General features: G+C 66.7%; 16 protein-coding genes. 1 reads left to right on the forward strand and 15 read right to left on the reverse strand.

The annotated features are described in order from the left end of the window. Positions 1-20: 20 nt before the first annotated feature. From M3195_RS00590 to M3195_RS17015, 7 genes are all read right to left on the reverse strand, one after another. Positions 21-3,164, reverse strand: a complete 3,144-nt coding sequence (locus M3195_RS00590; RefSeq protein ID WP_251584192.1) for a S8 family peptidase — start codon at positions 3,162-3,164, stop codon at positions 21-23. A gap of 196 nt (positions 3,165-3,360) precedes the next feature. Beyond that, positions 3,361-3,630, reverse strand: coding sequence for a hypothetical protein (locus M3195_RS00595; protein WP_251584194.1), 270 nt, complete (start codon positions 3,628-3,630; stop codon positions 3,361-3,363). Between the two features lie 584 nt (positions 3,631-4,214). Next, positions 4,215-4,700, reverse strand: a complete 486-nt coding sequence (locus M3195_RS00600) for a hypothetical protein (protein WP_251584195.1) — start codon at positions 4,698-4,700, stop codon at positions 4,215-4,217. A gap of 125 nt (positions 4,701-4,825) precedes the next feature. Further along, positions 4,826-5,590, reverse strand: a complete 765-nt coding sequence (locus tag M3195_RS00605) for a hypothetical protein (protein ID WP_251584196.1) — start codon at positions 5,588-5,590, stop codon at positions 4,826-4,828. 1,664 nt (positions 5,591-7,254) lie between these two features. Continuing rightward, the gene (locus M3195_RS00610) at positions 7,255-8,589 is read right to left on the reverse strand and encodes a hypothetical protein (RefSeq protein WP_251584197.1); all 1,335 of its coding nucleotides are present in this window, start codon (positions 8,587-8,589) and stop codon (positions 7,255-7,257) included. 537 nt (positions 8,590-9,126) lie between these two features. Further along, complete coding sequence (locus M3195_RS00615) at positions 9,127-9,471, reverse strand: hypothetical protein (RefSeq protein ID WP_251584198.1); 345 nt, start codon at positions 9,469-9,471, stop codon at positions 9,127-9,129. A 36-nt stretch (positions 9,472-9,507) separates the two neighbouring features. Continuing rightward, entirely contained in the window at positions 9,508-11,262 is a 1,755-nt protein-coding gene (locus M3195_RS17015; RefSeq protein ID WP_251584199.1) for an RHS repeat-associated core domain-containing protein, read from the reverse strand. 25 nt (positions 11,263-11,287) lie between these two features. On the opposite strand from M3195_RS17015, the gene M3195_RS00625 reads away from it, so the two are divergent. Then, positions 11,288-11,536, forward strand: a complete 249-nt coding sequence (locus M3195_RS00625; RefSeq protein ID WP_251584200.1) for a hypothetical protein — start codon at positions 11,288-11,290, stop codon at positions 11,534-11,536. Between the two features lie 226 nt (positions 11,537-11,762). Here the strand turns inward: M3195_RS00625 and M3195_RS00630 are convergent, their stop codons facing one another. The 8 genes from M3195_RS00630 to M3195_RS00665 form a co-directional block, all read right to left on the reverse strand. After that, positions 11,763-12,239, reverse strand: a complete 477-nt coding sequence (locus M3195_RS00630) for a hypothetical protein (protein ID WP_251584201.1) — start codon at positions 12,237-12,239, stop codon at positions 11,763-11,765. A 50-nt stretch (positions 12,240-12,289) separates the two neighbouring features. Then, positions 12,290-19,114, reverse strand: a complete 6,825-nt coding sequence (locus tag M3195_RS00635) for a PA14 domain-containing protein (RefSeq protein ID WP_251584203.1) — start codon at positions 19,112-19,114, stop codon at positions 12,290-12,292. A gap of 165 nt (positions 19,115-19,279) precedes the next feature. Further along, the gene (locus tag M3195_RS00640; RefSeq protein WP_251584205.1) at positions 19,280-20,737 is read right to left on the reverse strand and encodes a sodium/solute symporter; all 1,458 of its coding nucleotides are present in this window, start codon (positions 20,735-20,737) and stop codon (positions 19,280-19,282) included. Beyond that, positions 20,734-21,108 (reverse strand): heavy metal transporter, encoded by a 375-nt coding sequence (locus M3195_RS00645; protein ID WP_251584207.1) that lies wholly within the window; start codon positions 21,106-21,108, stop codon positions 20,734-20,736. The genes M3195_RS00640 and M3195_RS00645 overlap by 4 nt, the downstream gene beginning before the upstream one ends. After that, positions 21,105-21,836 (reverse strand): LytR/AlgR family response regulator transcription factor, encoded by a 732-nt coding sequence (locus M3195_RS00650; protein WP_251584208.1) that lies wholly within the window; start codon positions 21,834-21,836, stop codon positions 21,105-21,107. Before M3195_RS00650 ends, M3195_RS00645 begins: the two co-directional genes overlap by 4 nt. A gap of 4 nt (positions 21,837-21,840) precedes the next feature. Then, entirely contained in the window at positions 21,841-23,025 is a 1,185-nt protein-coding gene (locus M3195_RS00655; RefSeq protein WP_251584218.1) for a sensor histidine kinase, read from the reverse strand. A gap of 154 nt (positions 23,026-23,179) precedes the next feature. After that, complete coding sequence (locus M3195_RS00660; RefSeq protein ID WP_251584219.1) at positions 23,180-23,425, reverse strand: YbdD/YjiX family protein; 246 nt, start codon at positions 23,423-23,425, stop codon at positions 23,180-23,182. A 1-nt stretch (position 23,426) separates the two neighbouring features. Further along, positions 23,427-25,709 (reverse strand): carbon starvation CstA family protein, encoded by a 2,283-nt coding sequence (locus tag M3195_RS00665; protein ID WP_251584220.1) that lies wholly within the window; start codon positions 25,707-25,709, stop codon positions 23,427-23,429. Positions 25,710-25,878: the final 169 nt, after the last annotated feature.

The following is a 25,878-nucleotide window of genomic DNA, read 5'->3' on the forward strand; positions in this document are numbered from 1 at the left end:
CGCTCAACGACCGGGCGCGTCTACTCGGGCTGGTCGGTCGGCGGAGCCTCCGTCGGCGGGGCTTCCGTCGGCGGAGCCTCCGTCTCCGGCGCATCCGTCTCCGGCGCGTCGGCATCCGGCACGTCCGCCGCGGCCCCGGTCTCGACCGTGACGATCGTCCGCACCGCCGAATCGCCGTACTGCACGAGCCCGAGATAGCGGGTGCCGGCCTCGAGGCCGCTCCAGCTGAGGTCGTAGCTCGTCTTCTCGCCGCGCGCGGCGGGAACCGGGTTCGGGTTCGCGGTGAACGCGCCCTCGCCCTCGGGCTGCACCGCGGCGTAGGTCATATCCCACGTCATCGGCGCCGAGGTCGCATACACGTTCGCCACGACCAGGTAGGTGCCCGCGGTCGGAGCCGCGACCGTGACCTGCTCGTCAGCCGATCCGGTGGCCGACTGCCACTGCTCGTAGTACCGCAGGTCGTCGGGGCTCACCACCCGGTACACGGTGAGGTCGAGGTCGCTTCCGGTGTCGTCCGACGAGTCGAGGTCGAACCGGGCGAGCGTCGTGCCCTCGGGCACGTCGACGATCCACGACACGTCCTTGTTCTCGTCTCCCGAGGACTCATCGCCCGAGTGACCGGTGACACGCCCGTCGGGGTCTTCCAGCAGCGTGAACGGCGTGAGACCCGAGAGGCGCAGCGCGAGGTCGCCGTCGATGCCCGGCGTGATCTCCACCGTGGTCGATCCGTCGACACCCGTACCCGACACCTCGGCCGGAGCATCGGCCGTGACCGGGAACACCGCGATCGGCGACCGCACCGTGTTCTTCTTGCTCGTCCAGGTCAACGAACCGGTCGCCCACTGCTCGACCGGCGCGCTCGCGTTGTCGAACGTGACGGTGTAGCTCGCGGTCTGGCCCGCACGGTCGAATTTCAGCGTCGAGGGCGACACCGTGACGTTCACACCGGGCACATCGACGGATGCCGTGAACGTGCCCTTCTCCGTGGAGGTCACCGTGCGGGTGACGGTCTGCGCGCTCGCGAGCGATCCGATCGAGATCGACGCGACGTTCAGGTCGCTGCCGTCGATGGGGTCGCCCGGGAAGTCGGCGAGGCCCTTGCCCTCGAGGTAGGCCGTCCAGTCGGCGACGTCGTTCAGGTACAGCAGACCTGGGTTGAAGTACCGCTTCGGGTCGACCTGTCCCGCACCCTGCTGGAACGGGTCGCGGTTGGGCGATCCGTCGGCGTTCACGGTGTCGTACGCCGTGGTCATCATGGCCGACTTGATCTCAGCGGGCTTGGCGTTCGGCCGCTCGCCGAGGTAGAGGGCTGCGAGGCCGGCGATGTGCGGAGACGCCATCGAGGTTCCGGAGAGGATGCCGAAGGTCGGCGCCTCGTCGGGGTCGTTGTTCGTCGCGGCGAGGATCGCCACACCGGGGGCGGCGATGTCGGGCTTCATGATGTCGCTGCCGTCGGCCAGCATCGGTCCGCGGCTCGAGAATCCGGCGATCTGCGGCACCGGGGTGGTGACGCCCGTCGTGTTCTCACCCACGAGCGAGATCGGGCGATCGGCGCCGCCCTGCACGTAGGCGAGCACGGCCGCGCGGTACGCGGAGGCGAGGTGCACGGTCGGCACGGCGTGGAAATCGTTGTCGAGCGAGTCGGATCCGCCCGGCACGTTGACGAGCACCATGCCGATGCCCCCGGCATCCTTCACGACCTGCGACTTCTCGGCGCGCGCGTTGTTCCCTCGATCGCAGACGACGATGTGTCCGGCGGCCTTCGCGGCGTCGAGCGTGCCGGGAAGGCAGAGCGCGGCATCCGCACCGGAGGCACCGGATGCCGCGATGTCGCCGGCGTACACCGACGGGCCGGTCACGGTCTGGCCGAACGGCACGCTGACCGAGGCTCCCGCCTGGGCGAAGCCGTCGAACTGCACCGTGCCCTCCCACGTCGGGATGGTCGACGCGGCGACGGTCGTGTACCAGGGCGAGGCGTGGTCGGCGGTCACCGGGTCGGGTCCGTCGTTGCCCGCGCTCGTCGCGACGAAGACGCCGGCGGCGGCCGCGTTGAAGAACGCGATGTCCTCGGGGGCGAGGACGGTGGATGCCGCGCCGCCGCCGATCGAGTAATTGATGACGTCGACGCCGTCGGCGACGGCCTGGTCGATCGCGGCGATGAGATCGCTGCCGGCACAGATGTCGTCGGTCGTGACCGCGGGATCGGGGCCGACGTAGCAGGCCTTATAGGCGGAGACCTTCGCCCCGGGTGCGACACCCGAGATGGTGCCGAGGTCGACGCCCTCGACGGTCGCCTTCACCTTGAAGTTGCCGGCCGCTGTGCTCGCCGTGTGCGAGCCGTGTCCGTCGCCGTCGCGCGGCGAGAGGTAGTCGTACTGAAAGTCGAATCCGGCGGCGGCGGCGCCCGAGGAGAAGTACTGAGCGCCGATCAGCTTGCTGTTGTAGTCGCTCTTGTCCCACCCCTGACCTTCGACCATCGTGGCCTGGAAGCGCCCGCCGTCGGACTTGTCGAAGTAGACGGTCGTGCCGTCGGTGTAGGGCTGGCTGCCCTTGTGGCGGTTCTTGTCCTTCTTCTGCTGCTTCAGCTTCTTGCCCTCGAACGAGGGGTGCTCGGGCGCGATGCCGGTGTCGATCACACCGACCACGACGCCTTCGCCGGCCTTGTCGACGCCGCCGGTCTGCTGCCAGACGCCGCCCTTGCCCTTCTTGTCGTCGCCGAGTCCGAGGAAGCTGGTGGAGGACTGCGCGTCGGGGTGGCGGATGAAGTCCGGGTACACGCCGTAGACGTCCTTCGACGCGCGAAGCTTGTCGACCTGCTCGCCCGAGAGCTGGGCGCTGAACCCGTTGAGCACGACCTGATAGGTCGTGTCGGGTGTCACGCCGGCCTCCTGCGCGACGGTCTGCTGCTCGGCCTCGAGATGCTTCACGTAGCGCAGCGAGTCCTGCGACTCGGGCTCGAGCTGCTCGCCTTCCGCGGGCTTCGTGGCCTGGATGCCGTCGACTCCGCCCTCGTAGCTGGCGAGCGGATCGGCCTTCATCACGACGATGTACTGACCGGGCGTCCCCTCGATCGGGGTGGGTGCGTTCACCTCCTCGACGCCTGCGTATCCTGCGGTTGCCGTCGACGCGACGAACAGCACGGCCAGGCTTGTGGCCGCCGCCATCCAGGGGGTGTTCGACCCATGTGACTCTCCGATGATCACCTGCGGCCTCGTGCCGCAATGCCGATCAAAGTAACCCGGACTCACACGGGATTGCCAGGTTCGGGGCCGAACCCTAGACGAATGGCCAGTGCGGGACCGTGCCGATGGTCAGGTGCGGGAGACCGGTTTCGGAGTTCGACGAAGTCCGCCGTTGTGGTCACGCACGGGCCGCGAGCTGCACGAGAGCTACGCCTGCGCCGAACATGAACCACAATCCGAACATGACGAGCAATGCCCCGACGACGCGAAGCGCGCGCGGCGACGACTTTCCCGCGGAAAGATCCGCGATCCGCTTCCCCAAGAGCATCCGCTGTTGGTTGTAGATCGCATCCCTGGCCCGCCGGGAGTTCACGGCGACCCATACTCCGATGACGATGATCAGCGGGCCAACGATGAACCCAGGGATGATGATTCCTGGATCTATCACCGCATTACTCCTCCATCGGTCTCGTGCCGGTCTAAGCCATGTCGTTCAGAATACTGATCCGGTACGTATCTATATCCGTGACCTGCGGGTTAAGCTGTGGTCGGCGCCGGCGCGGCATCCCCGTCCGCGGAGAACAAGTACCTGACGGTGGATGCCGGAGCAGCACCCGCGGGGTCGGTGGTGCGGGACACGATCCGCCCCGTCGCGTCCCGGGCAATGCTCACGGTCCATTGAAGGAAGCTCCCGACGAGAATGACCCTTCAATTGAGGCTTTCGGCCCGACTCCCACACGAAAATGATCATTCGCGACCTCGCCGCAAATAACAAGGAACATGTCCCTGAATGTCGTTCCGCCCCCGCCGGGGCTGACGAAGTTTCCACAGATGATGAGCCCGTTGCTCGCTTTGCTGCAGTCAGCCTTTTTCGGGAGGAGCGTGTCGCGTTAGAGGCGGGTCATGGCCGGGGTGGCCTTCTTCCGGCCGAGAGGAAACGAGCCTACGGTGGCAGTCGGACAAGCTCGCGCCGCGCGCGGTGCTATCGACTACGAGCTCGCATCGCCAGGCGCCTTGTCGCGTTGGAGACCGTCAACGTCCCAACGATGACCTGACCTTCGCCACGGCATCGGCGATCTCGGCATCCGTCGGTCCGCGCAAACCGGAGCCGGTCTGCGGCGACGATGTGAACGAAAGCTCCTCGCCGGAGGAAAGCACGATGACTGGGCCTCCGTAAGACGTGCTTGTGGTCTCTCTTGCGTAGATGTTCAGTATGAGCTCGGACGGGATTTCCCTGCGGTGGACAGAACCGCCGAGACCGGAGGGCGATGGGTTGCAGCGTAGCTCGACGCGATCCGCATATAACAACCCCCATCCGGACCCGAAGTGTTTCATCGGTCGCCCCTCGGTGCCACCTGATTGCCCTTGTATGAAGACGAACGCGCCGATCGACGCGCGGTCCCGGACTTCTCTCTCAGCGCGGGCGACGTTCCACCGCCAACGAAACGCGTTGAAAACGAATGTCGCGATGAGTACCGCACCCCCGACCGCGAAAAACACGACGCTGGGAAGTGCCACGCCCTGTGACGCTGGCACAACCAAGAAGACAACCCCCGCTAGAGCCGCGACAGTCGTCGCGACGTTACGCGCAACTATCGTCGTGGGTCCATACGGTGCGTGCAAAACGCTATACACGAGCACTCTCACTTCACCAATCGATTTCCGGCCGCCGTGCGGCGCCCGGCATAGAAGTCAAGAATGACGCTACCTGTAAGTGTGCCAAAGATGCCGCCTGCCAGGGTGCCGCCAACGGGGCCTGCAAGGACTCCGATGACGTTGCCCGCGACCATCCCGGCGAACCCGAGGCCGCAGAGTGCACCAAACTTGTGCGCGACGCAATCGGCCGCTATCCCAATGGTTCCAAACGCAGCCGAGGCCCAGCCTGTGAGAGTGGAGAGAGCCGCAAGCGGCGCGGAGACATGCGGAACCTTCGCGGTGAACGCACCGAGAGCTAGTCCGGTGCTCACCAGCCCTGCGACGAAAGAGGCTTTGTTCATCGCATCGCCCAAGCCCGAAAAGATGGTGTACCCCCATCGAACTGGCTTCGGCTTACCCGCAGACGTGCGAACGGATTTCCGTTCCACGACTACAGCCTTCTTTGCGGTGACTTTGACCGGGCCTCCGAGGTCTGCTGCTGGCGCGAAACTTCGAGCTTTCCCGCTGAGGTCGTCACCGTTGATGGGGTCGGGTGGCCACACGTAGTCGTTGTCGACACCACCCTCGATCGGGTCGACCTGCAGGAATCTCCCCAGGGCGGGGACATACAACCGCACCCCCATCTCGATCACGAGCGTCGACCCGGCCGACTCGGCAGGTTTCAACGCTCCCTGGTGCCAGAGCGTGTTCCCGGCGACCTGGTTCGTGTCATCCGCCGCGGTGGTCCCGATCGCGAACGTGGCAGGGTCCACGGGCTGCCCGAACGGGTCCCACAACAACAACGCACCCGTCGTCCCACCAGACCTTTGATGAGGCCGTGGCCGCCGAGGCCGGGGAACGACCAGGTGAGGGTACCTGCTTGGTTCGTCCACGACACCCCACCGGGAAGTCCGATGCTGCGGGTGAGGTCAGTGCCGGCCTTCTGCCCCCACGCCACATCCCCACCCGCCGCGAATAGATACCGCGTCGTGGATGCCGGAGCGGCACCTGCCGGGTCGGTAGTTCGCGACACGATCCGCCCCGTCGCATCCCGCACGATCGTTACCGTCGTGCCGTCGTCGTACGTGGTCCCCACATGCCTGTTCGCCGCGTCATAGCTGAACCGCATAGCCGCGAGACGGGTCGTGTTGCCCCGGGCGTCGTGGACGATCTCCGATGCCGCGACACCGTCGGTCACGCTCGACGCCCCCGGGATCGCCCCCGTCACCGTGGAAGACAACAACCGGTCGGCCCAGTCATAGCAGTACGCCGTCGACGTCGTCACCGGAGCCTGCCCGGGCGCGGTCCACACATCCGTGAGCCCGGTCCGGTTCCCCGCGGCGCCAGCGGAGGTGTTCGGACCGGACCCACCGGACACTGCCGACCATCCTCGCGCCTACCCTTAGGCCAGCTCATTCAGGATGCTAATGAGATACGTTTTCATGCCGCGCACTTCGGAGCGCCGGAGTATTTCGCAACTCGCAGTTCCGGCCACCGAATCTGGAGATAACGAAATGACACGAGCAACAAGAACGCGAAGAAGTTTTGGCCGTACCAGCAGATGGACTCGCCCACGGACGCTCGTTGAGCCCACTATGCGCGAGCACCCACGCAACGAAAGCGAACGCCATAAGCAACCAGAGGAAAATTGCGCGGATAACGAAGAGTACGAACGCCGACATCCCCCGGATGCGTCGCATGCGATCCTCTCCGGATTCAACCGCTGAACGACCTGATCTTATGGCGCTCGCGGAGTGCGCGTACTACCTCTACCCGCTCTGATCGCAGACGACCGGAGCCACCGTAGCCTGCAGAGCGATGAACGTGCACGCATGGTTACAGTCCACCGTATTCTCGCCACGGCTCGGCCGAGTGTTCGGGCACCGTTGCCGAAGCAGGAACGATAGAGAATGATAGACCAAATGCGGCGAGATAGAACGACAGCGAGTCTAACAACCCAGCATGCTCATGGACCAAACTACGCATCTCGGAAATGGTGAATCTTGAGCCGGAGGCAAACGTCTTATGGCTCTCGGTCGCCATTCTCTCGAGCATCGCGAGACGATACTCGAGCGACATCGAACCGTAAAAACGACCTGTGCCATCCCAAACGGATGGCGTTCGGTCAATTGGAGGATGTGGAGGGAACAGCGAGATCCGAACTCTGGAGGCCCAGGGCTCCGGAACTCTCTCAGCATTTAGTAGGCTGAGGAATTCCCTGTCACCAGGAGAATCCATACTTATTGAGACGATGTCTTCCGGAAAGATATCCTCGGACTCAATGATTCCTGCAAACGCAAGGTCCCAGTACTCACTATCCACCCCGCCGGTCGCGATGGGGGTTGCTCTTAGGTATAGCCCTTCGGCTGGTCCTGAACGGCAGTATCCGATGATTTCTCGGCGGCAGCTGTGCATGAGTTCTATGAATTCCATTTGATCACTCCGCCCATAGGTGAAGAGAGGGTCTTTTCCCCCTCATGCCAAGATTGACCTTCGTACGTCCGTCCGCCTGAGGATGCCATCGAGCAGTATTTCCGTTTCGACCCGTCAGCATATGTCCATGATGCGTTGTAGCACTGCGAGTGGGATTTCGCCCGACCCACTTGTTAGTGGCACGAACCGCCACCTTCATGCTAGTGCTTTGGAACCCTGGACTCTTCCCCGTTCGTTGGACGACCCTCGCCATTTGAACCAACTTCGACGCTTCCCTCTCAACGTTTATCGCAGCCTTGATCACCTTCGGCGCACTCACAAGCAAACGAGCGCCGATGGTGACGCCCTTGATCGCCAGTCCCGCTGCGGTGCCGACACCCGGAATGAACATGATGGCAGTGGAGACCACGTCGAGCGCGAGGAGCCAATCGAACTCGCCGGTCAGGTCGTTGCTGTTGATGGGGTCGGTGGGCCACACGTAGTCGTTGTCGACACCGCCTTCCACGGGATCCACTTGTAGGAAGCGACCGAGGGCGGGGACATACAACCGCACCCCCATCTCGACCACGAGCGTCGATCCGGCGGACTCCGCAGGCTTCAACGCACCCTGGTGCCAGAGGGTGTTCCCTGCGACCTGGTTCGTGTCATCCGCCGCCGCGGTGCCGATCGCGAACGTGGCGGGGTCGACGGGCTGCCCGAACGGATCCCACAACAACAGCGCACCATTCGTGCCACCACTCCGCGTCATGAGCCCGTGCCCACCGAGACCGGGGAATGCCCACGTGACGGTCCCGGCCTGGTCCGTCCACGACACCCCACCCGGCAACCCGACGCTGCGAGTGAGGTCGGTACCGGTCATCTGCCCCCACGCCGCATCCCCACCCGCCGCAAACAGGTACTTCACCGTGGATGCCGGAGCAGACCCTGCCGGGTCGGTCGTGCGGGACACATTCCGCCCCGACGCATCCCGAAGGATGCTCACGGTGGTGCCGTCGTCGTACGTGGTCCCCACATGCCGATCCGCCGCGTCGTAGACGAACCACATGTCGCCCAACCGGGTTATGTTCCCGCGGCCGTCATATGTGATCTCCGACGCCGCCGCACCATCGGTCACACTCGACGCCCCCGGAATCGCCCCGGTCACCGTCGACGACAACAACCGGTCGGCCCAGTCGTAGCAGTACGCCGTCGACGTCGCCACCGGCGCCTGCCCCGGATCGTTCCAGACATCCGTGAGCCCGGTCCGGTTCCCCGACATGCCGGCGGACGTGTGCTGCCCGCACCCACCCGACCCCGCGAACGCATACGTCAACTCGAGGCCGGGAATCTTCGCCGCCACCAACCGTTCGGCCGCGTCATCGCCATCAACACAAGCGGGTTACTACTCTTCCAACCATGATCGCTTCAAACGGTCTTCGAGGGATAGACCGTCACGCGAGACGCTACGAACAGACCATGGCGCTCCGCTCGCGATCCACCGAGCACGATACTTCGCAGTCGATTCGAACCCCGTGTCCTCGTATCCCCATTGGACGCCGCAGCAAGGACAAATATCGAATGATGGGAGACTCCCGGACTCGCCCCATGGTGGGTCTCCTGCGTCATAGCCGCAGACCCGGCAATGTCGCTGGTCAAAATTGCGCATAGAAGTAGTCCGAAGCTACCTGAACGGGTCCCACTGGAGCAGCGCACCGTTGCTGGCACCGGACCTGGTGCTGAGCCCGTGGCCGCCGAGCCGCGCGAACGACCACGCGACGGTCCCTGCTTGGGTTGGCCCTCGACGTCACCGCCCCTGGCGTACTTTGCGCCACTGTAGGCATTTGCGCCATCACGCCACGTGCCTTGATCACCTTTCCGGCGCTCCCGGGCCTTCGCGTCAGGTTCTATACAGGAATTGCCACGGCATCGACGGATCGAAGATCCGAATATCGCGCGCTCCGGCACCGAAAAGCCGCTCCTCCGCCGTCGAACGAAGACTCACTGGGCAGAGCTCGACGCGAAACTCGATCAAAAACTCCTCGATCCATCGCTCAACTTCGGATACTTTTCCCCAATGAAGGACAACATCCGTGGGGTCAATGCCTCCCAGATCAACATACTCCGGGTTGAACGTCATCTCGATCAGGAGGTCGCTAGATCTGTGAATGGTATCGAACAAAACATAAAACGATGCGTCGCGACCGCGGTCAACAAAACCGACCGCCCCATCATTCAGGATCATTCGGATGTTCGTAGAGTTTGACTCGTGACGCATTTACTACTCCAGCCAGACATGAAAATTCTGTCGTACGTGGTTTCGACCGAAGTTCACCTTTGGACGTCCACTCTGTGATACTCCGGGCCCACGAACCCATCGACCGCTGGGCCCGGTACGCATCCGAGTTCCATGACTCGAAAGACGCTCACTTGCTCTGCTCCCTTGCGACCACACACGGCCAGCCCAATTCGCAGCTCGAGGGGATGCCGTTATCTCGCCCACCGCGCCACGAACACCGCGAGTATAACGGGATGCTTTCACAAGGATCTGTCCGGCCTTCACCACGTCAGCAACGAGCTTCACAGCGCGAGCCGCCAAGGACGCGGTCCTCGCAACCATAATCGCCCCAGCGACCGGCGCGCCGACCCCGGTCGCAATTAGAGCAACTGAGAGAACTGCGAGTCCAATGTCGAGGGTCAGGCCCCAGTCCCATTCTTCGCCTGTGAGATCGTGTCCGTTGATGGGGTCGTTCGGCCAGGAATAGTCATTCGCCCCACCACCCTCGACCGGGTCGACTTGCAGGAACCTGCCGAGGGCGGGCGCATACAGTCGCGCGCCCATCTCAACGATGAGCGTCGATCCGGCCGACTCGGCGGGTTTGAGCGCGCCCTGGTGCCAGAGGGTGTTGCCGGCGACCTGGTTCGTGTCATCCGCCGCGGTCGTGCCGATCGCGAACGTGGCAGGGTCGACGGGCTGCCCGAACGGGTCCCACAGGAGCAGAGCCCCGGTGGTGCCGCTGGTGCGGGTGATGAGCCCGTGCCCACCGAGCCCGGGGAACGACCACGTCACCGTCCCGGCCAGGTTCGTCCACGACACCCCACCCGGCAACCCGATGCTGCGGGTCAGGTCGGTACCGGTCATCTGCCCCCACGCGGCATCCCCACCCGCCGCAAACAAGTACCGGACGGTGGATGCCGGGGCAGTGCCTGCGGGGTCGGTGGTGCGGGACACGATCCGCCCCGACGCATCCCGCACGATCGCCACGGTGGTGCCGTCGTCGTACGTGGTTCCCACATGCCGGTTCGCCGCGTCATAGCTGAACTGCATATCCGCGAGACGGATCGTGTTGCCCCGGGCGTCGTACACGACCTCCGACGCCGCGACCCCGTCGGTCACACTCGACGCCCCCGGGATCGCCCCCGTCACCGTCGAGGACAACAGCCGGTCGGCCCAGTCGTAGCAGTACGCCGTCGACGTCGTCACCGGCGCCTGCCCAGGTGCGGTCCACACATCCGTCAACCCGGTCCGGTTCCCCGACAACCCGGCGGACGTGTTCGGCCCGCACCCACCGGAAGACGCGAACGCATACGTCAACTCGTGCCCGGGAATCTTCGCCGAGACCAACCGTCCGGCCGTGTCATACCCGTACGTCGACGAATACGACGCCGACCCGGACGCCGAGGTCTGCTGCACCACCCGCCCCGACTGCGACCTGACAACCGCATCCGATACGGTCTGCCCGCCGACAGACCACTCCTGCGACACCACCCGCTCAGCCCGGTCACGGCCGACCTGGGTCAGCGCGGACCCGTCCGGATACGTCACCTGCGCCAGCCTCTGCACCGCGTCATACGTCACCCCCGCCAACGGGGTCCCATCGACCGTGACCCTGAGGACCTTCCCGTCCGCGTCATACGAGTACGCCGTCACCGACGCCACCCCACCCGCCGGCGTCGTCGAGATCTGTGTCACCCGACCCGACGCGGGGTCATACGTCGGGGTGGTTACGGTGCCCCACACATCCGTGTAACTCACCGTCCGACCCAACAGGTCCGTCTGGGTGGTGATGGTCGACCCGTTCGGCGACCCCGCGACCGCCACCCCCGACGTCACGACCGTGTACCCGCCGCCGACTGCCCGGACGCTCCGCGTGGTCGTGGTCGAGATCGTCGCCACCCCCGACGGACCTACCACCGACGACGCCACGGCCTCTCCCCGCTCATCGAACGTCGTGCAGGACCAGTCCGTATCCGCCGACGTCTTCGTCCCGACCGTGCGACCCACGCGTCATACGCGAACTGCGTCGTGATCGCCGAGCCACCCGCCGGCGTCGGGCCCGTGGTTGACTTCACCATCCCGGCCTGCTTCGTCCCCGCAGGAATCCCGCACACCGCCGGCGCATTCTCCAGATCCCCGTAATACGCCGACGTCGTCTGCGCCGACGCCGGAGCCCGTTTGAGAACTTGCGGGAACGTTACCGCTCCCGGCACACTTCGAATTACCTTCAGCGATCGCACCATAACGCCGCCACCACGTCAGTCGTGCTTCATGACGTCTTTTCCCGGTGGTCGGCGCGCGGCTCGCGACGCTGCCACCGCTCGGAGATCACTCCATCCAGCCTCGATGGCTTCATCAAGGCGTCTCGCATACTTCTCGGGAGACTTTTCGGACCGTGGAAGCGGGGCGAAGAGCCTTAGCATGCCATATTTCTCATCGAGCCCGTAGTCCTCAAGCGCGTCCTCGACGAGAGATGGTGGATCGGCTTCGGACAACCACTCAGTGCGAATCTGGCTCAGCCGAAGGAGCAGTAAGGTCTCCCGTTCGACATCGTTTAGCGGGTAGGGATCAGGTAGTTCGCTGAGAATTTCTTCGACCTGATCAAGCTCGTGCGAAAGAAGGAGTGCGATTCTCTCTTCCGTGCGTGAGAGGTCGTCACCGATCCGCAACCGCGCGAGCTCGCTTTCGACAACGTCAGAAGAGTCGATAGAGCCCCGACGATAGAGCTCGAACACCAGCCCTGATGTTCGAAGAAAGGGACTGATGCCGTCAAGAACGTGCCTACTCATCGCCCTCTCCAGAACGAGTGTGTGAGGTTGCCACCTCGTACGAACCACTCCTGAGTTCCTGGTCTGCCGTTGACCGACATCGGTACACGCACGAACGTCGTTCGCACGCCATCACCGCCCCGACCTCGCGTGACAGTTGCACTTGTTCGAATCGATCCGCGGACAAGCGGGGACTTGCCCGCGCTGTGCCACTTGTCGTTCTTCAAAGCACTTCCCACAGGTCTCGCCCTGATCACTGATTGGTAACCATACTCGCGCAGGACTCGAGTCTCTGCTCGACCTATCGCGGCAGCTGCCCTGGTCAGCTTCACGGCTTGTGCGCCCACTCTCGCCGCCCCCAACACGAGACGCGCGGCGAGCAACGTTCCCTTGATGGCGAGTCCCACACCCGTGCCGACGCCCGGGATGAACATGACGGCGGTCGAGACCACGTCGAGCGCGAGGAGCCAGTCAAACTCTCCCGAGAGGTCGGCGGAGTTTACGGGATCGGGCGGCCAGACGTAGTCGTTGTCGACGCCACCCTCGATGGGATCGACCTGGAGGAAGCGACCGAGGGCGGGGACATACAGTCGCGCCCCCATCTCGACCACGAGCGTCGACCCGGCGGACTCCGCAGGCTTCAACGCACCCTGGTGCCAGAGGGTGTTCCCGGCGACCTGGTTCGTGTCATCCGCAGCCGTGGTGCCGATCGCGAACGTGGCGGGGTCGACGGGCTGCCCGAACGGATCCCACAACAACAACGCACCATTCGTGCCACCACTCCGCGTCATGAGCCCGTGGCCGCCGAGTCCGGGGAATGCCCACGTGACGGTCCCGGCCTGGTTCGTCCAGGACACCCCACCGGGGAGTCCGATGCTGCGGGTGAGGTCAGTGCCGGTCATCTGGCCCCACGCCGCGTCCCCGCCCGCCGCGAACAGGTACTGCACGGTGGATGCCGGAGCAGAACCTGCCGGGTCGGTCGTGCGGGACACGATCCGCCCCGACGCATCCCGGACGATGGACACGGTCGTGCCGTCGTCGTACGTGGTTCCCACGTGCCGATCCGCCGCGTCATAGACGAACCGCATATCCCCCAGCCGGGTCGTGTTCCCTCGGCCGTCATACATGATCTCCGATGCCGCGACACCGTCGGTCATGCTCGACGCCCCGGGGATCGCGCCGGTCACGGTCGAGGACAGGAGCCGGTCGGCCCAGTCGTAGCAGTACGCCGTCGACGTCGTCACCGGAGCATGCCCCGGAGCCGTCCACACATCCACAAGCCCAGTCCGGTTCCCCGAGGCACCGGCCGACGTGTTCGGACCGCACCCACCCGACCCCGCGAACGCATACGTCAACTCGTGCCCGGGGATCCGTGCCGTCACCAACCGGCCCGCACCGTCATAACCGTACGTCGACGAATACGACGTGGAGCCTGTCGCGGACGTCTGCTGCACCACCCGCCCCGACTGCGACCTCACCACACTGTCAGTCACGACCTGCCCGCCCACAGACCACTCCTGCGACACCACCCGCTCAGCCCGGTCACGGCCGACCTGGGTCAGCGCCGATCCGTCCGGATACGTCACCTGCGCCAGGCGCTGCACCGCGTCATACGTCACCCCCGCCAACGGGGTCCCGTCGACCGTGACCGTCAACACCTTCCCGTCCGCGTCATAGGTGTACGCCGTCACCGAAGCCGCCCCGCCCGCCGGCGTCGTCGACACCTGCATCACCCGACCCGACGCCGGGTCATACGTCGGGGTGGTGACCGTGCCCCACACATCCGTGTAACTCACCGTCCGCCCCAACAGATCCGTCACCGTGGTGATCGTCGACCCGTTCGGCGAACCCGCCACCGCCACCCCCGACGTCACGACCGTGTACCCGCCGCCGACCGCCCGGACGCTCCGCGTGGTCGTCGTCGAGATCGACGCCACCCCCGACGGACCCACCACCGACGACGCCACGACCTCTCCGCGCGCGTCGAACGTCGTGCAGGACCAGTCCGCATCCGCCGACGACTTCGTCCCCACCGTGCGACCCCACGCGTCATACGCGAACTGTGTCGTGATCGCCGACCCGGCCGCAGGCGTCGGGCCCGTGGTCGACTTCACCATCCCGGCCTGCTTCGTTCCCGCAGGAATCCCACACACCGCCGGCGCGTTCTCCAGATCCCCGTAGTACGCCGAGGTCGTCTGCGCCGACGCCGGAGCCCCCGCCACCGTCGCCCCCGGCAGAGCACGCGTGAGACGCCGCAACCACCCCGACCCACCCGGCTGCTCGAACGTCGTCGCCGTCTTCAACGCAAGACCGTCGGGGTCGACGGTGGATGCCGTCGCCTGCCCCAACCACGGATGCTGATACGTCATTGTCGCCGTCGTCGTGGGAGCCACCGCACCCGACACGGCCGTCGAGTCATCCGCCACCGTCTTCGTCACGAGACCGTAGTCCGGACGCAAAGCGCTCCCCGGCACGACCGATGCCGTCGTGCCCGACGACGGGGTGCGCCACTTCAGCTGAAGAGTCGCCGCTCCGGTATCTTCGCGGTACTCGACTCGGATGCGTCGGGTCTCACCCGCAGCGACCGTGATCGGCGTGCCCACGCGTTCGATCGAACCGGTCTCCCATCTGTCGACGACGATGACATCTCCCACCCAGACACGAGCTCCGTCATCGCTGTTCGCGACGAACGTGTACTGCCCTGCCTCGGGGAAGGTGACAAGACCGGTCAATCGAAGCGACCAGTTGTCGACCGGGATGCCGGCGCCCGGTGACGCCGTGCTCCATGCCCTGTCGATCGTTGCCGCCGCACCACCGACGCCATGACCGATCAGCGACGGCTTACCCGCGAGATGCGGATTGGCGTAGTACGTCGCCTGAAGCCCCTGCATCCCACCGTCGTAAGTCGTGGAGGTGTGCGCCGGGAGAATCCCGCATCCGTTCGTTCCGACCGGGTCGGTCACTGGCCGCCCGTTCGATTGGAAGCACGCTGCCGGTGCCGCGCCGTACGTGTCCGTCGCACGGTCGGTCGCGGCGTCGTAGACGGTCGTCGATCTCATGCCGAGCGAGTTCGTCGCCGACAGCACCAGGTCCTTCGTGGGGTGCCACTCCTGTGTCGTCGTGACCCCCAGCGGACTCGTCGCCGAGGTCTGCCGCCACACCGCGTCGTAGGCAACGGTGCTCGTCGAATTCGCGACCCCTGCGACCGACACCGCGGACGTGCGGGCCGCAAGGTCGTAGGCGTAGGTCTTCTTCATCCGCGGCGCAGGGCCGCCGTCCGGTGACGGGAGCTCGACGGCCGAGACCCGCCCGTCGGAGTAAGTGACCGTGGTCTCCGGCGGGTCATAGTCGCTCGACACCGGCTGGGCGAGCAGATAGTCGTTCGCAACGGAGTCCCGCACCGACGTGAGCACGTTCGCGCTGTCGTACCCGAAGACGGTGCGCTCGTTGCCCGGGTCTTCGATGATCCACAGCTGATCTCCCGCGTAGTACAGGTTGGTCACCGGCGCCGGCTCCGATCCGAGCGCCGGATAGACGATCTGGCAGAGCGACCCCGCGCGCGCCGGCAGGTGATTCGGCGGCAGCGTCGGGCACGCGTTCTGCGCCGCATTCTGATAGACGAACGACAGCTTGCGGTGGTACGTCGAACCGTCCTTCGACAGCGGATCGACGATCTCCTTCACGGTGCCGTCGCCGTTGTAGATCATGATCGGCGCAGCGGGCTTCTGCCCGTCCGCGACCGAGGTCGCGGACTCGACGGTGCCGTTCGCGGCGAACTGATAGACCGTGCCGCCCTCATCGGTGAACACGACGCGACCGGAATTGTCGAGCGACACCACGCCGTACTCCCCCGCCGGCGGAGTGTATCCGCCCGACGACGTTCTCGAGTAGGTGTGCGCGCCGCCCGTGACATCGGTGAGCACGACCGCCTGCGGCTCGATCGTCGCGCGCGACCACGCTGTCGCGTCCCCCGCGATGGGCGTCGACGCCGTCCACCCCTGGCGCAGCGGCGAGCGCTGCGTCGTGAACCAGGACGCAGGAACGATGACGGGGCCTTCGTCGTCAGCGAGGTCGTCGGCCCATAGCTCGACGTACGCGGCGCCCGTAGCCTCGAGATAGTCGAACTGGATCGGGACCTCGGCGGTCGACAGGTTCTGGTTCCCCGACCACGCGACGACCCCTGCCAGCGTTCCCCATCGGTCGAGAACCGAGGTGTTGTTCACGCGAAGGCGTACGCCGTCGTCGTGTCGAACCCCGAATCGCCACTGCGAGGATGCGTGAGGGACACGGATGAAGCCTGTCCATTGCGCCATGAAGTAGTCGTTCGCAAGAGCCGGTCCCGGCGACGAAGCGGACCAGTCGAACGAGACGGCCGAGTCGGTCCGGACCATGAGGGGTGTTTTGCCTGCGAAGGTGAATCCGGCCGCAGAGGTCGGCACGTTGCCCAGCGAATCCTTGGCGTCATAGTACGAACCGGTGAGTCCGCGGTTGACGACTCCCTCCGAGCGGGAGTTGTAGCTGAACGACATGCCCATGGGCCCGCCGAGTGTGCTGACGAGCGGCGAGGAGAAGGAGAGATTCGCATTGCCGTTGGCAAGATTCACCGTGACCGGCCCCGACGTGTCGAACGGCGAGGGGCCCGACGACCCCAGACGCAGATCCACTTTGAGCCGCTTCACCCACGCCGGGTTCGTGTTCTTGCTGGCCCCGTATGCGGGCTGCACGATCCACGAGTAGATGTTTCCGTCACGAAGCGTCCCCGGCGGCACGGTCCACCGCACCTTGCCGTCCGGGTCGGCGGAGACCAGCCCCGACGTGAACACCGCTCCGGATTTCGCGTCTGCGCCCGTCGCGATCTTGAACTCGTACTTCACCTCCCCGCCCGCGGGGAGTCCCGCGGGCGCGGCGACCGCATCGACCTGCAGCGTCGGTGTGACCGTCACGATCGTCTCGGGAACGCCCGTCGTGTTGCCGGGGCTCGCCGTCGCCTCCGGCGGGGTCGGCGGAACGAGCTGCGTGGTCAGCGTGCGGATCGCGGTCGTCCGCTCTGTCGACTGCCCCGCCCACCCGTGATGAGCATCGTGGACCTTCCCCCGCCAGTAGTACGTCACCCCGGGTTGCAACTTCCCCTCGGGAACGGTGGCCTGGGTGTTGCTGATCCACCCGGAATCCCAGACCGGAGCACTCATGTCGGCGTTGGCAGACACGGTGAACGCGTACGCCATGGCCGGCGAGTGCGGAGAGGAATTCGTGGCGCTGAGCGCGAGGGTGGGCCTCGTGGACTGATTCGTCGCGCCGTTGGCCGGCGACACCTGCGAGACCGTGGGGTAGGGCCAGTACTCCATGAGGTACGAAAGGCCCAGGCGTTTGTGGCTGTAGACCGCTGTCTCGTTGCCGGTCAACATGAAATACGCGGTCGAGAGATTGGACTGCAGGTAACCGACGGTGTTCGCGGCGACCCCATCGCCGGCGGTCCAGGCACTGTTGTTGCCCATGGAGAAATCAGCCAGCCAGACACCGCTGCAGGTGAAGCACTCGCCCGTCGCCGAATACACGTTGCCCGGTTGAGTGGTCGTCGTCCCCTCGCCGCCGTAAGCGACGTTGATCTGGGCCGTACCGACGAACTGACCGGCCGCCGCACTGGCGTCGAACCCGGCCACCGCGCGCCAGAACACGTTCTGGTTGCTCTGCCGAGTGTTGCCGATGTGCAGCTGACCGTTCATCACGGCACCGTCGGACTTGAACGATCGCGAGTAGGACGCACCCGTGAGAACCGTCGGGTCGACGTAAACGGGGTACGCGCGCTCAGACGCCTTCAGCCACGTCGGGTCCACCTGCAGTGTGTACCTCCACGCTCCCCCTTCGGCCGGCTCCAGACCCACCCGGGGATTGACGAGAGAATCCGACCGCTCCCCCGTGGATCCGGACGAGTCCCAGGCCACGGGGGCGGGGATGTGCATGACGACCTCGCCCGCGTCGTCGCGAAGCTCGACCATGCCGCCTTCCGCCAGTGTCGGTTGGAGTCCGCCCGCATTCATCGTCCACGCGAATGTCGGTGCCACACGCGGAGCTCGGTGAAGCACCAGAGTCTCCTTCACACCTCCGCGCAGCACCTCGTATTCGAGGTCGATCCCGGGCGCCACGCCTTCCATCCGCAACGTGTCGTCGACCTCCGAACCCTCGGACTGCACCGCAACGGCCTCGACCGCATCGACTCCCTGCAACGTGAAAGACACGGTGGCGTCGTCACGCGTCACCGACACGCCCTCTGCTCCTCCCGAGGTCTCGGAAAAGGTCGGGGCCAACGGATGACGGTCTACGGACCACCGATCGCGTCGCCTCGTCAGTTCGGTCGAGATCTCCTCCCACGTGCCGTCATCGAGCACGTTCAGCGGCTGGTCCGACTGTTCGGTGACCAACGAACCGGACTCCGTCGCATAGGTCGTCACGAATTCCTCCCGCGCAACAACCGGCAGGTCGTCGGTAGCCTCCGCCAAGTCCTGATCCGAGGGTCTCACTGGAGACGAGTACACGAGACCTGATCGACGGCCATCCGCCGCAGGCAGGGCGTCGGGGATCTTCTGCTCGTCGGCGAGCGACGAGAAGTCGCCCTGGGGCATCTCCGCCAGCTGCTCGGCTGGGGCCTCGGGCTCACCGCCGAGCCGCTCGACGTCTTCCGCGGTGAGTTCGCCGTTTTCGGGAATGTCGCGTGTGGCGGGCACCGCGGTGACCGGAGTGGCCGCGCGCACGAGGACGTCGGCGACCGCCGACGCCTCCGGGGTGACGACGGCGAGAACCGCCGCCAAGACGCAGGCAAGCACAGCAGCAGAGACACGACGCACCGCAGTTCCTTTCGGAAGGGACCTGCGGACCTCATCGCCGCATAGCTCAGAGATAGCGGATGGATAGCACTGAAGGCGAGTCACGTCTCGGTAACGGCGTCTCTACCTTCCCGAGATTCCGGAGGTTGCCTGGCATTGAGTTCCGGGATACTGCTCACTCGCCCGTCAGATCCGCTCCGGCGAGTGCACGCGCGCGAGGAACTTCGCCGTGCGCGGCGTCGGGCCGCGCGGGTCGAGCAGCGACACGACGACCGTGACCGCGGCCGCCAGCGGGATCGTCCAGGCGGCGGGCTGAGCGAGGTACGGAGCGGAGACGCCCACTCCGCCGATCGCCGCATGCACCAGCAGAGCCAGGCCCGCCGCGAGGCCGCCGGACAGCATCCCCGCGACCGCCCCGCGGGCCGTGAGGCCGCGCCACCACACGCCGAGGAGGATCACCGGAGAGAGCGTCGACGCGGCGATCACGAACACGACTCCGACGCTCGATCCGAGTCCCGCCGGCGCGGTGAGAAGCGCGACCGCGAGCGGGACGAGTGCGCACAGCACGGCCGACAGACGGAAGGAGCGCACGGATCCGGAGAAGACGTCCTGGCTCACGACCCCCGCGAGCGAGACCACGAGTCCGGCCGAGGTCGCGAGGAACGCCGCGAACGCACCGGCGACGATGAGTGCCGTGAGCAGCTCGCCCGCGATGCCGGGGAACACCCGCGAGGGCAGAAGCAGCACGACCGTGTCGGCCACCCCCGGCACCGCGAGGTCGGGGGCAGCGATGCGGGCGAGCAGGCCCATCGTGCTCGACACCGCGTAGAACGCGCTCACCATACCGATGACGATCACGGTGGTTCGGCGCGCCGAGACCCCGGTCGGACTCGTGTAGAAGCGAACGAGCACGTGTGGCAGACCCATGGTCCCGAGCAGGAGGGCGAGGAGCAGGGATGCCGTCTCATACGCGTCGAACCCCGACGGTCCGGCCTCGGCGGGGAACACGAGTGCCGGGTCGACGTCATGCGGCCCGCCGCTGAGCGCGAACGCGATGCAGACGACGGGCACGAGCAACGCGGTGAGCTTGAGCCAGTACTGGAACGCCTGCACGTAGGTGATGGCACGCATGCCTCCGGCCGCGACCGCCGCCGCGACGAGCACCGCAACGAGCACCGCGCCCACCCACTCGGGCAATCCGGCGACGACCAGCAGGGTGATGCCGGCGCCGTGCAGTTGCGGCACGATGTACAGCCAACCGATCACGAGCACCGCGACGCTCGTCACGCGTCGGGCCGCTCTCGACTCCAGCCGAGCTTCCAGGAAGTCGGGGATCGTGTACGCGCCGCTGCGACGGAGCGGAGACGCGACGAACACGAGCACGAGCAGGTATCCCGCTGCGTATCCGATCGGGAACCAGAACCCCCGCGCGCCGTCGAGCAGCACGAGTCCGGAGAGTCCGAGGAACGTGCCAGCCGAGAGATACTCCCCGCTGATCGCCGAGGCGTTCCACACCGGGCGCACCGTGCGCGAGGCCACGAAGAAATCGCCCGTGGTGCGCGAGATACGCAGTCCGTAGACGCCGATGAGCAGCGTCGCGACCACGACGAGCGCGATGCCAACGAGGTCGAGGACGGCGTTCACTCGCGGTCCCGCAAGGCGCGGAACCGGCGTTCGTTGCGGGCGGCCGTGCGCACGTATAGCACCGCGAAGACGACGATGATCGGATAGAACGCGTAGGCCTGCAGCAGCCACGACAGCGGCAGCCCCCACACCACGAGCTGATCGATCTCCGGGATCAGGGCGATCGCGAGCGTCAGAGCGATCACCACGAGCACGAACCCCGCGACCGTGCCGAGGGCGAGCCGCAGCTGGCTGCGCATGAGCGCGCGCGTGAAGACGGCATCCGCTTCGTCGACCGGCGAGCCGGGCAGGCCGATGCCGCGCGTCAGCGGCGCTGGGCCTCGCGGCGGCGCATCGGCGGTGACGCGCACGCGCTTCGGCGTCTCGGTCACGGCGCCTCCTCGACGCGCAGAAGGGCGTCGCGCACCGCGGGGACGAGGCGCCTGCTCACGGGCAGCACCGCGGCATCCACGACGACCGCTGGCTCAGCACCCGACAGACGCGCCTCCGTCACCGCCGCCGTGCGGACGAGGGTGGAGCGATGGATGCGCAGGAACCCTGCATCCGCCCATCGGGTCTCGAGCTCGGAGATCGGGATGCGGACGAGATGCCCGCCGTCTGCGGTGTGCAGTCGCGAGTAGTCGCCCTGGGCCTGCACCCAGCGCACGTCACTGCGCCGCACGAACCGTACGGTCGATCCGATCGTCACCGGCAGCGTCTCGTCGTCGCCCGGCACGGCGACCTCGCCCCGCTCGATCACGCGATCGACGGCCTGCCGCAGCCGCTCGACGCGCACCGGCTTCAGCAGATAGTCCGCCGCCCGCAGCTCGAACGCCTCGACCGCGCGGGCCTCGTCGGCGGTGACGAACACGACCGCCGGCGGCGCCGCGAGCGTGAGCAGCGACCGGGCGAGATCGGTGCCGAGCAGACCCGGCATGTGAATGTCGAGGAACGCGATACGCACGGCGTGCTGCGACAGCACCCGGAGCGCGTCGCCTCCTGAGGACGCGGTGAGCACCTCGCCGATCCGTGGGTCCAGCCGCAGCAGGTGCACGAGCTCGTCGAGCGCCGGCTTCTCGTCGTCGGCGACGAGGACGTCGATCGTGCCTGGGTCGGTCATCGATTCAGTCGCCTTCGGGGTCGTGCTGCGGCTGCGACTTCGGCACCCGCATGCGCACCAGGGTACCCGCGCCGGTGTTGGTCTCGACCACGAGTCCGCCGTCCGCGCCGTAGAGCTGACGCAGCCGGGTGTCGACGTTGCGCAGGCCCACGTGCGACCCGTCGTCGGCGGCCGTGAGGGTGGCGCGGAGCGCGTCCGGGTCCATCCCGACGCCGTCGTCCTCGACGGTGACCTCGGTGTGCGTGCCGTCGTCGCGCGAGACGATGCGGATCTCGCCCCCACCCTCCCCGGGTTCGACGCCGTGGCGCACGGCGTTCTCGACCAGTGGCTGCACAGAGAGGAAGGGGATGACGGTCGACAGCGTCTCCGGCGCGATCTGCAGGGTGATGCGCAGACGCTCTCCGAACCGCGCGCGCTCCAGTTCGAGGAAGGAGCGGATGCTGTCGAGCTCCTCCGCGAGCGTCGTGAACTCCCCCTGCCGCCGGAAGGAGTACCGCGTGAAGTCGGCGAACTCGAGCACGAGATCGCGCGCGCGTACCGGGTCGGTGAGGATGAACGACGCGATCGCGGTGAGGGCGTTGTAGATGAAGTGCGGCGAGATCTGCGCGCGCAGAGACCGCAGCTCGGCCTCGGCCAACTGCGTGCGCGAGGCATCGAGGCTGCCGAGCTCGACCTGCGCGGCGCACCAGTCCGCGACCTCCTCCGCAGCGCGGACGAGCGCCGCACCGACGGGAGCAGCGAACGCGACGACGGCGCCGATGACCTGCCCGTCGACGACGATCGGCGCGCCCACCGCTTCGAGGGCGTCGGTGTGCCCATGGGGCGACCGGAAGACCTGTCGGCGCCCCGAGGACCGCACGTGCTGGGCGATGCGCACGGCTGACGACTCCAGCCCGTCGGACGGTCCGTCGAAGGACAGCGCGTCGTCGTCGCCGACGATCGCGACCGCCGCGCTGCCGAGCAGCACCCGGAGGTGCCGGGCCGCCTTGACCACGTCGGGACCGGTCAGCCCCGCGCGCAGGTGCGGCGCCGCGAGGCTCGCCTGATGCAGGGCCTGCAGCGCGGCCCGCTCGGCATCGCTGCCGAGGTCGGCCGATCCTCGCGCCAGGCGTCTCGCGAGCAGGAGCAGCACCGTGAGCACGACGCCGCCGACCGCGCCCAGGACCGCGGCGAGGACGACGTCGTTCATGCCCTCAGCCTAGGCATCCGGCATCCGGTCTTCATCGTGACGCTTCCCACTCGTCAACTTCTGCGGCCATCGTCACGTTCTGCGGCCCGCGGGACCGACTCTGGCCGCAGAAGTCGCACAAGGCCGCAGAACGTGAGCCCGGCTCGTCGACTCCTCAGCAGCAGCGGGCACCGGGGTTGCGGTCCTGGTCGTCCATGCGCTGCCGCCAGAACTGCCGCTCGCTCAGCGGCTCCTCGTCGGGGTGATGGCGACGGTGATGGGCGACATAGGTCGCGTACGCGGTGTCGCCCATCAGCGTCGTCATGTACCAGCGGATGCCGCGGCCCACCCGCCCCGTGGCGCACCAGAGTGCCCGTAGGGCGGTGGTCGCGGCATCCGTCCGATTCATCGCGTCCGTCATCTCAGTGCGTCGATGCCTTGCGCTCGTCGGCGAGGATCGGCTCCCACTGCTTCTCGAGCTCGCGCTCATCAGCCGTCGGGAGGAAGCCCGCGGGAGCGTACCGACGTGACGCGACCGGCTCGTCCTCGCTCTTCTCGCCGCCGCCGTTGCGGATCGCCTTGACGGTGGCGATGACCGCGGCGATCATCACGACGATCGCGAGGGTGACGAAGATGATCGACAGCGTGCCCTGCACCGCGGTGTTGCGGATGACGGCCTCCAGCACCTTCGCCTCGCCGAGCGACGTGTCGCCCGAGCTCAGGGCCTCGCGGTAGCGGAAGTGGTTCGCCCAGTATCCGATCGCGGGGACCGGCGACAGGATCTTGTACAGCGACGCCGTGATGGTGACGACGGCCGTGAACGCGAGCGGCAGACCGATGATCCACAGCCACTTGACGTAGCTGCGCCCGCGCTTCGCGACGATCGCGAGCACCACGGCGAGCGCGATGGCGGCGAGCAGCTGGTTCGCGATGCCGAACAGCGGGAAGAACGTGTTGATGCCGCCGAGCGGGTCGGTGACGCCCAGGATGAGGATCGCTCCCCAGCCGGCCACCATGATCGCGGTGCAGATCCACACGCCCGGCCGCCACGAGACGTCGCGGAACTTCGGGAACCAGGCGCCGATCGAGTCCTGCAGCATGAAACGGGCGACGCGTGTTCCGGCATCCACCGCGGTGAGGATGAACAGCGCCTCGAACATGATCGCGAAGTGGTACCAGAACGCCATGAGCGCCTGACCGCCGAGGGCCTGCTGCATGATGTGCGCCAAGCCGAGCGCGAGGGTCGGGGCGCCACCGGTGCGCGACACGATCGACTCCTCTCCCACCGCCGCGGCGGTGCCCGTGAGCATGTCGGGTGTGAAATTCACCCCCGTCAGGCCCAGGGAGTTCACGAAGGCGACGGCTCCCTCGACGGTGCCGCCGGTGGCGGCCGTCGGCGCGTTCATCGCGAAGTAGATGCCCTGGTCGATCGAGATCGCGGCGACGAGCGCCATGATCGCGACGAACGACTCCATGAGCATGCCGCCGTAGCCGATGAAGCGTGTCTGGCGCTCCTTCTCCACGAGCTTCGGTGTCGTGCCCGAGGCGATGAGCGCGTGGAACCCCGACAGGGCCCCGCAGGCGATCGTCACGAACAGGAAGGGGAAGAGCGGACCGGCGAACACCGGACCCATGCCGTTCTCGCCGAAGATGCTGACGGCGGGGACCGAGATCTCCGGACGCACGAGCACGATCGCTCCGGCGAGCATGACGATCACGCCGATCTTCATGAACGTCGACAGGTAGTCGCGCGGAGCGAGCAGCAGCCAGACCGGCAGCACCGCGGCGATGAAGCCGTAGATGATGATGCCCCAGGCGATCGTCGTACGGTCGAGGTGGAAGATCGCCTGACCCCACTCGGTGCCGGCGACCCAGCCGCCCGCGATGATCGCGGCCATGAGCAGCACGAAGCCGATGATCGAGACCTCGGTGACCTTGCCCGGACGCAGGTAGCGCAGGTACACACCCATGAACAGGGCGATCGGGATGGTCATCGCGACCGAGAACACACCCCACGGGCTTTCGCCGAGCGCGTTCACCACGACCAGCGCGAGGATCGCGACGATGATGAGCATGATGAGGAGGGATGCCACGATCGCGGCCGTGCCGCCGATGCGGCCCAGCTCCTGGCGCGCCATCTGGCCGATCGTGCGGCCGCCGCGGCGCATCGAGAAGAAGAGGACCGTGTAGTCCTGCACGGCGCCGGCGAGCACGACGCCGACGATGATCCAGATCGTGCCGGGCAGGTAGCCCATCTGCGCGGCGAGCACCGGACCGACGAGCGGACCGGCACCGGCGATCGCGGCGAAGTGGTGGCCGTAGAGCACGCGGCGGTCGGTGGGGACGTAGTCCTTGCCGTCCTGCTTGACCTCGGCCGGGGTGGCACGACGGTCGTCGGGGCGGGTGATGTAGCGCTCGATGACCTTCGAGTAGAAGCGGTAGCCGATCAGGTAGGTGCACACGGCGGCGAACACGAACCAGATCGCGTTCACGGTCTCGCCGCGGACGATGGCGAGCATCACCCAGGCGACACCGCCGAGCAGGGCGATGGCGGTCCAGAGCAGGATCTTCGGCAGGGTCCAGCGGTTCGAGCGCTCGTGGTGCTCGTCGGTCAGGGCGACCGGCGGCAGCGTCGGGTCGGTGACGATCACGGGGTCATCGTCGGTGGTCGCGGCGCCGCGGCTGTGCGGCGAGGATGCGGTCATGGGGTTCTCCTCGGGATGCGCGTCATTGCGTTCATCCACGGTAGAGGTCGTCGATGGCCGGAACACGGCGGTCGGCCGGACCGTGCGACGAGCGGCGCCGACCGTGCGACGAACGGATGCCGAGGGGCATTCTCACGCGCTTTTCCACGGCCGCTCGCGACCGCCGCGG

The organism is Microbacterium hydrocarbonoxydans, assembly GCF_023715885.1.
GTDB lineage: Bacteria > Actinomycetota > Actinomycetes > Actinomycetales > Microbacteriaceae > Microbacterium > Microbacterium hydrocarbonoxydans_C.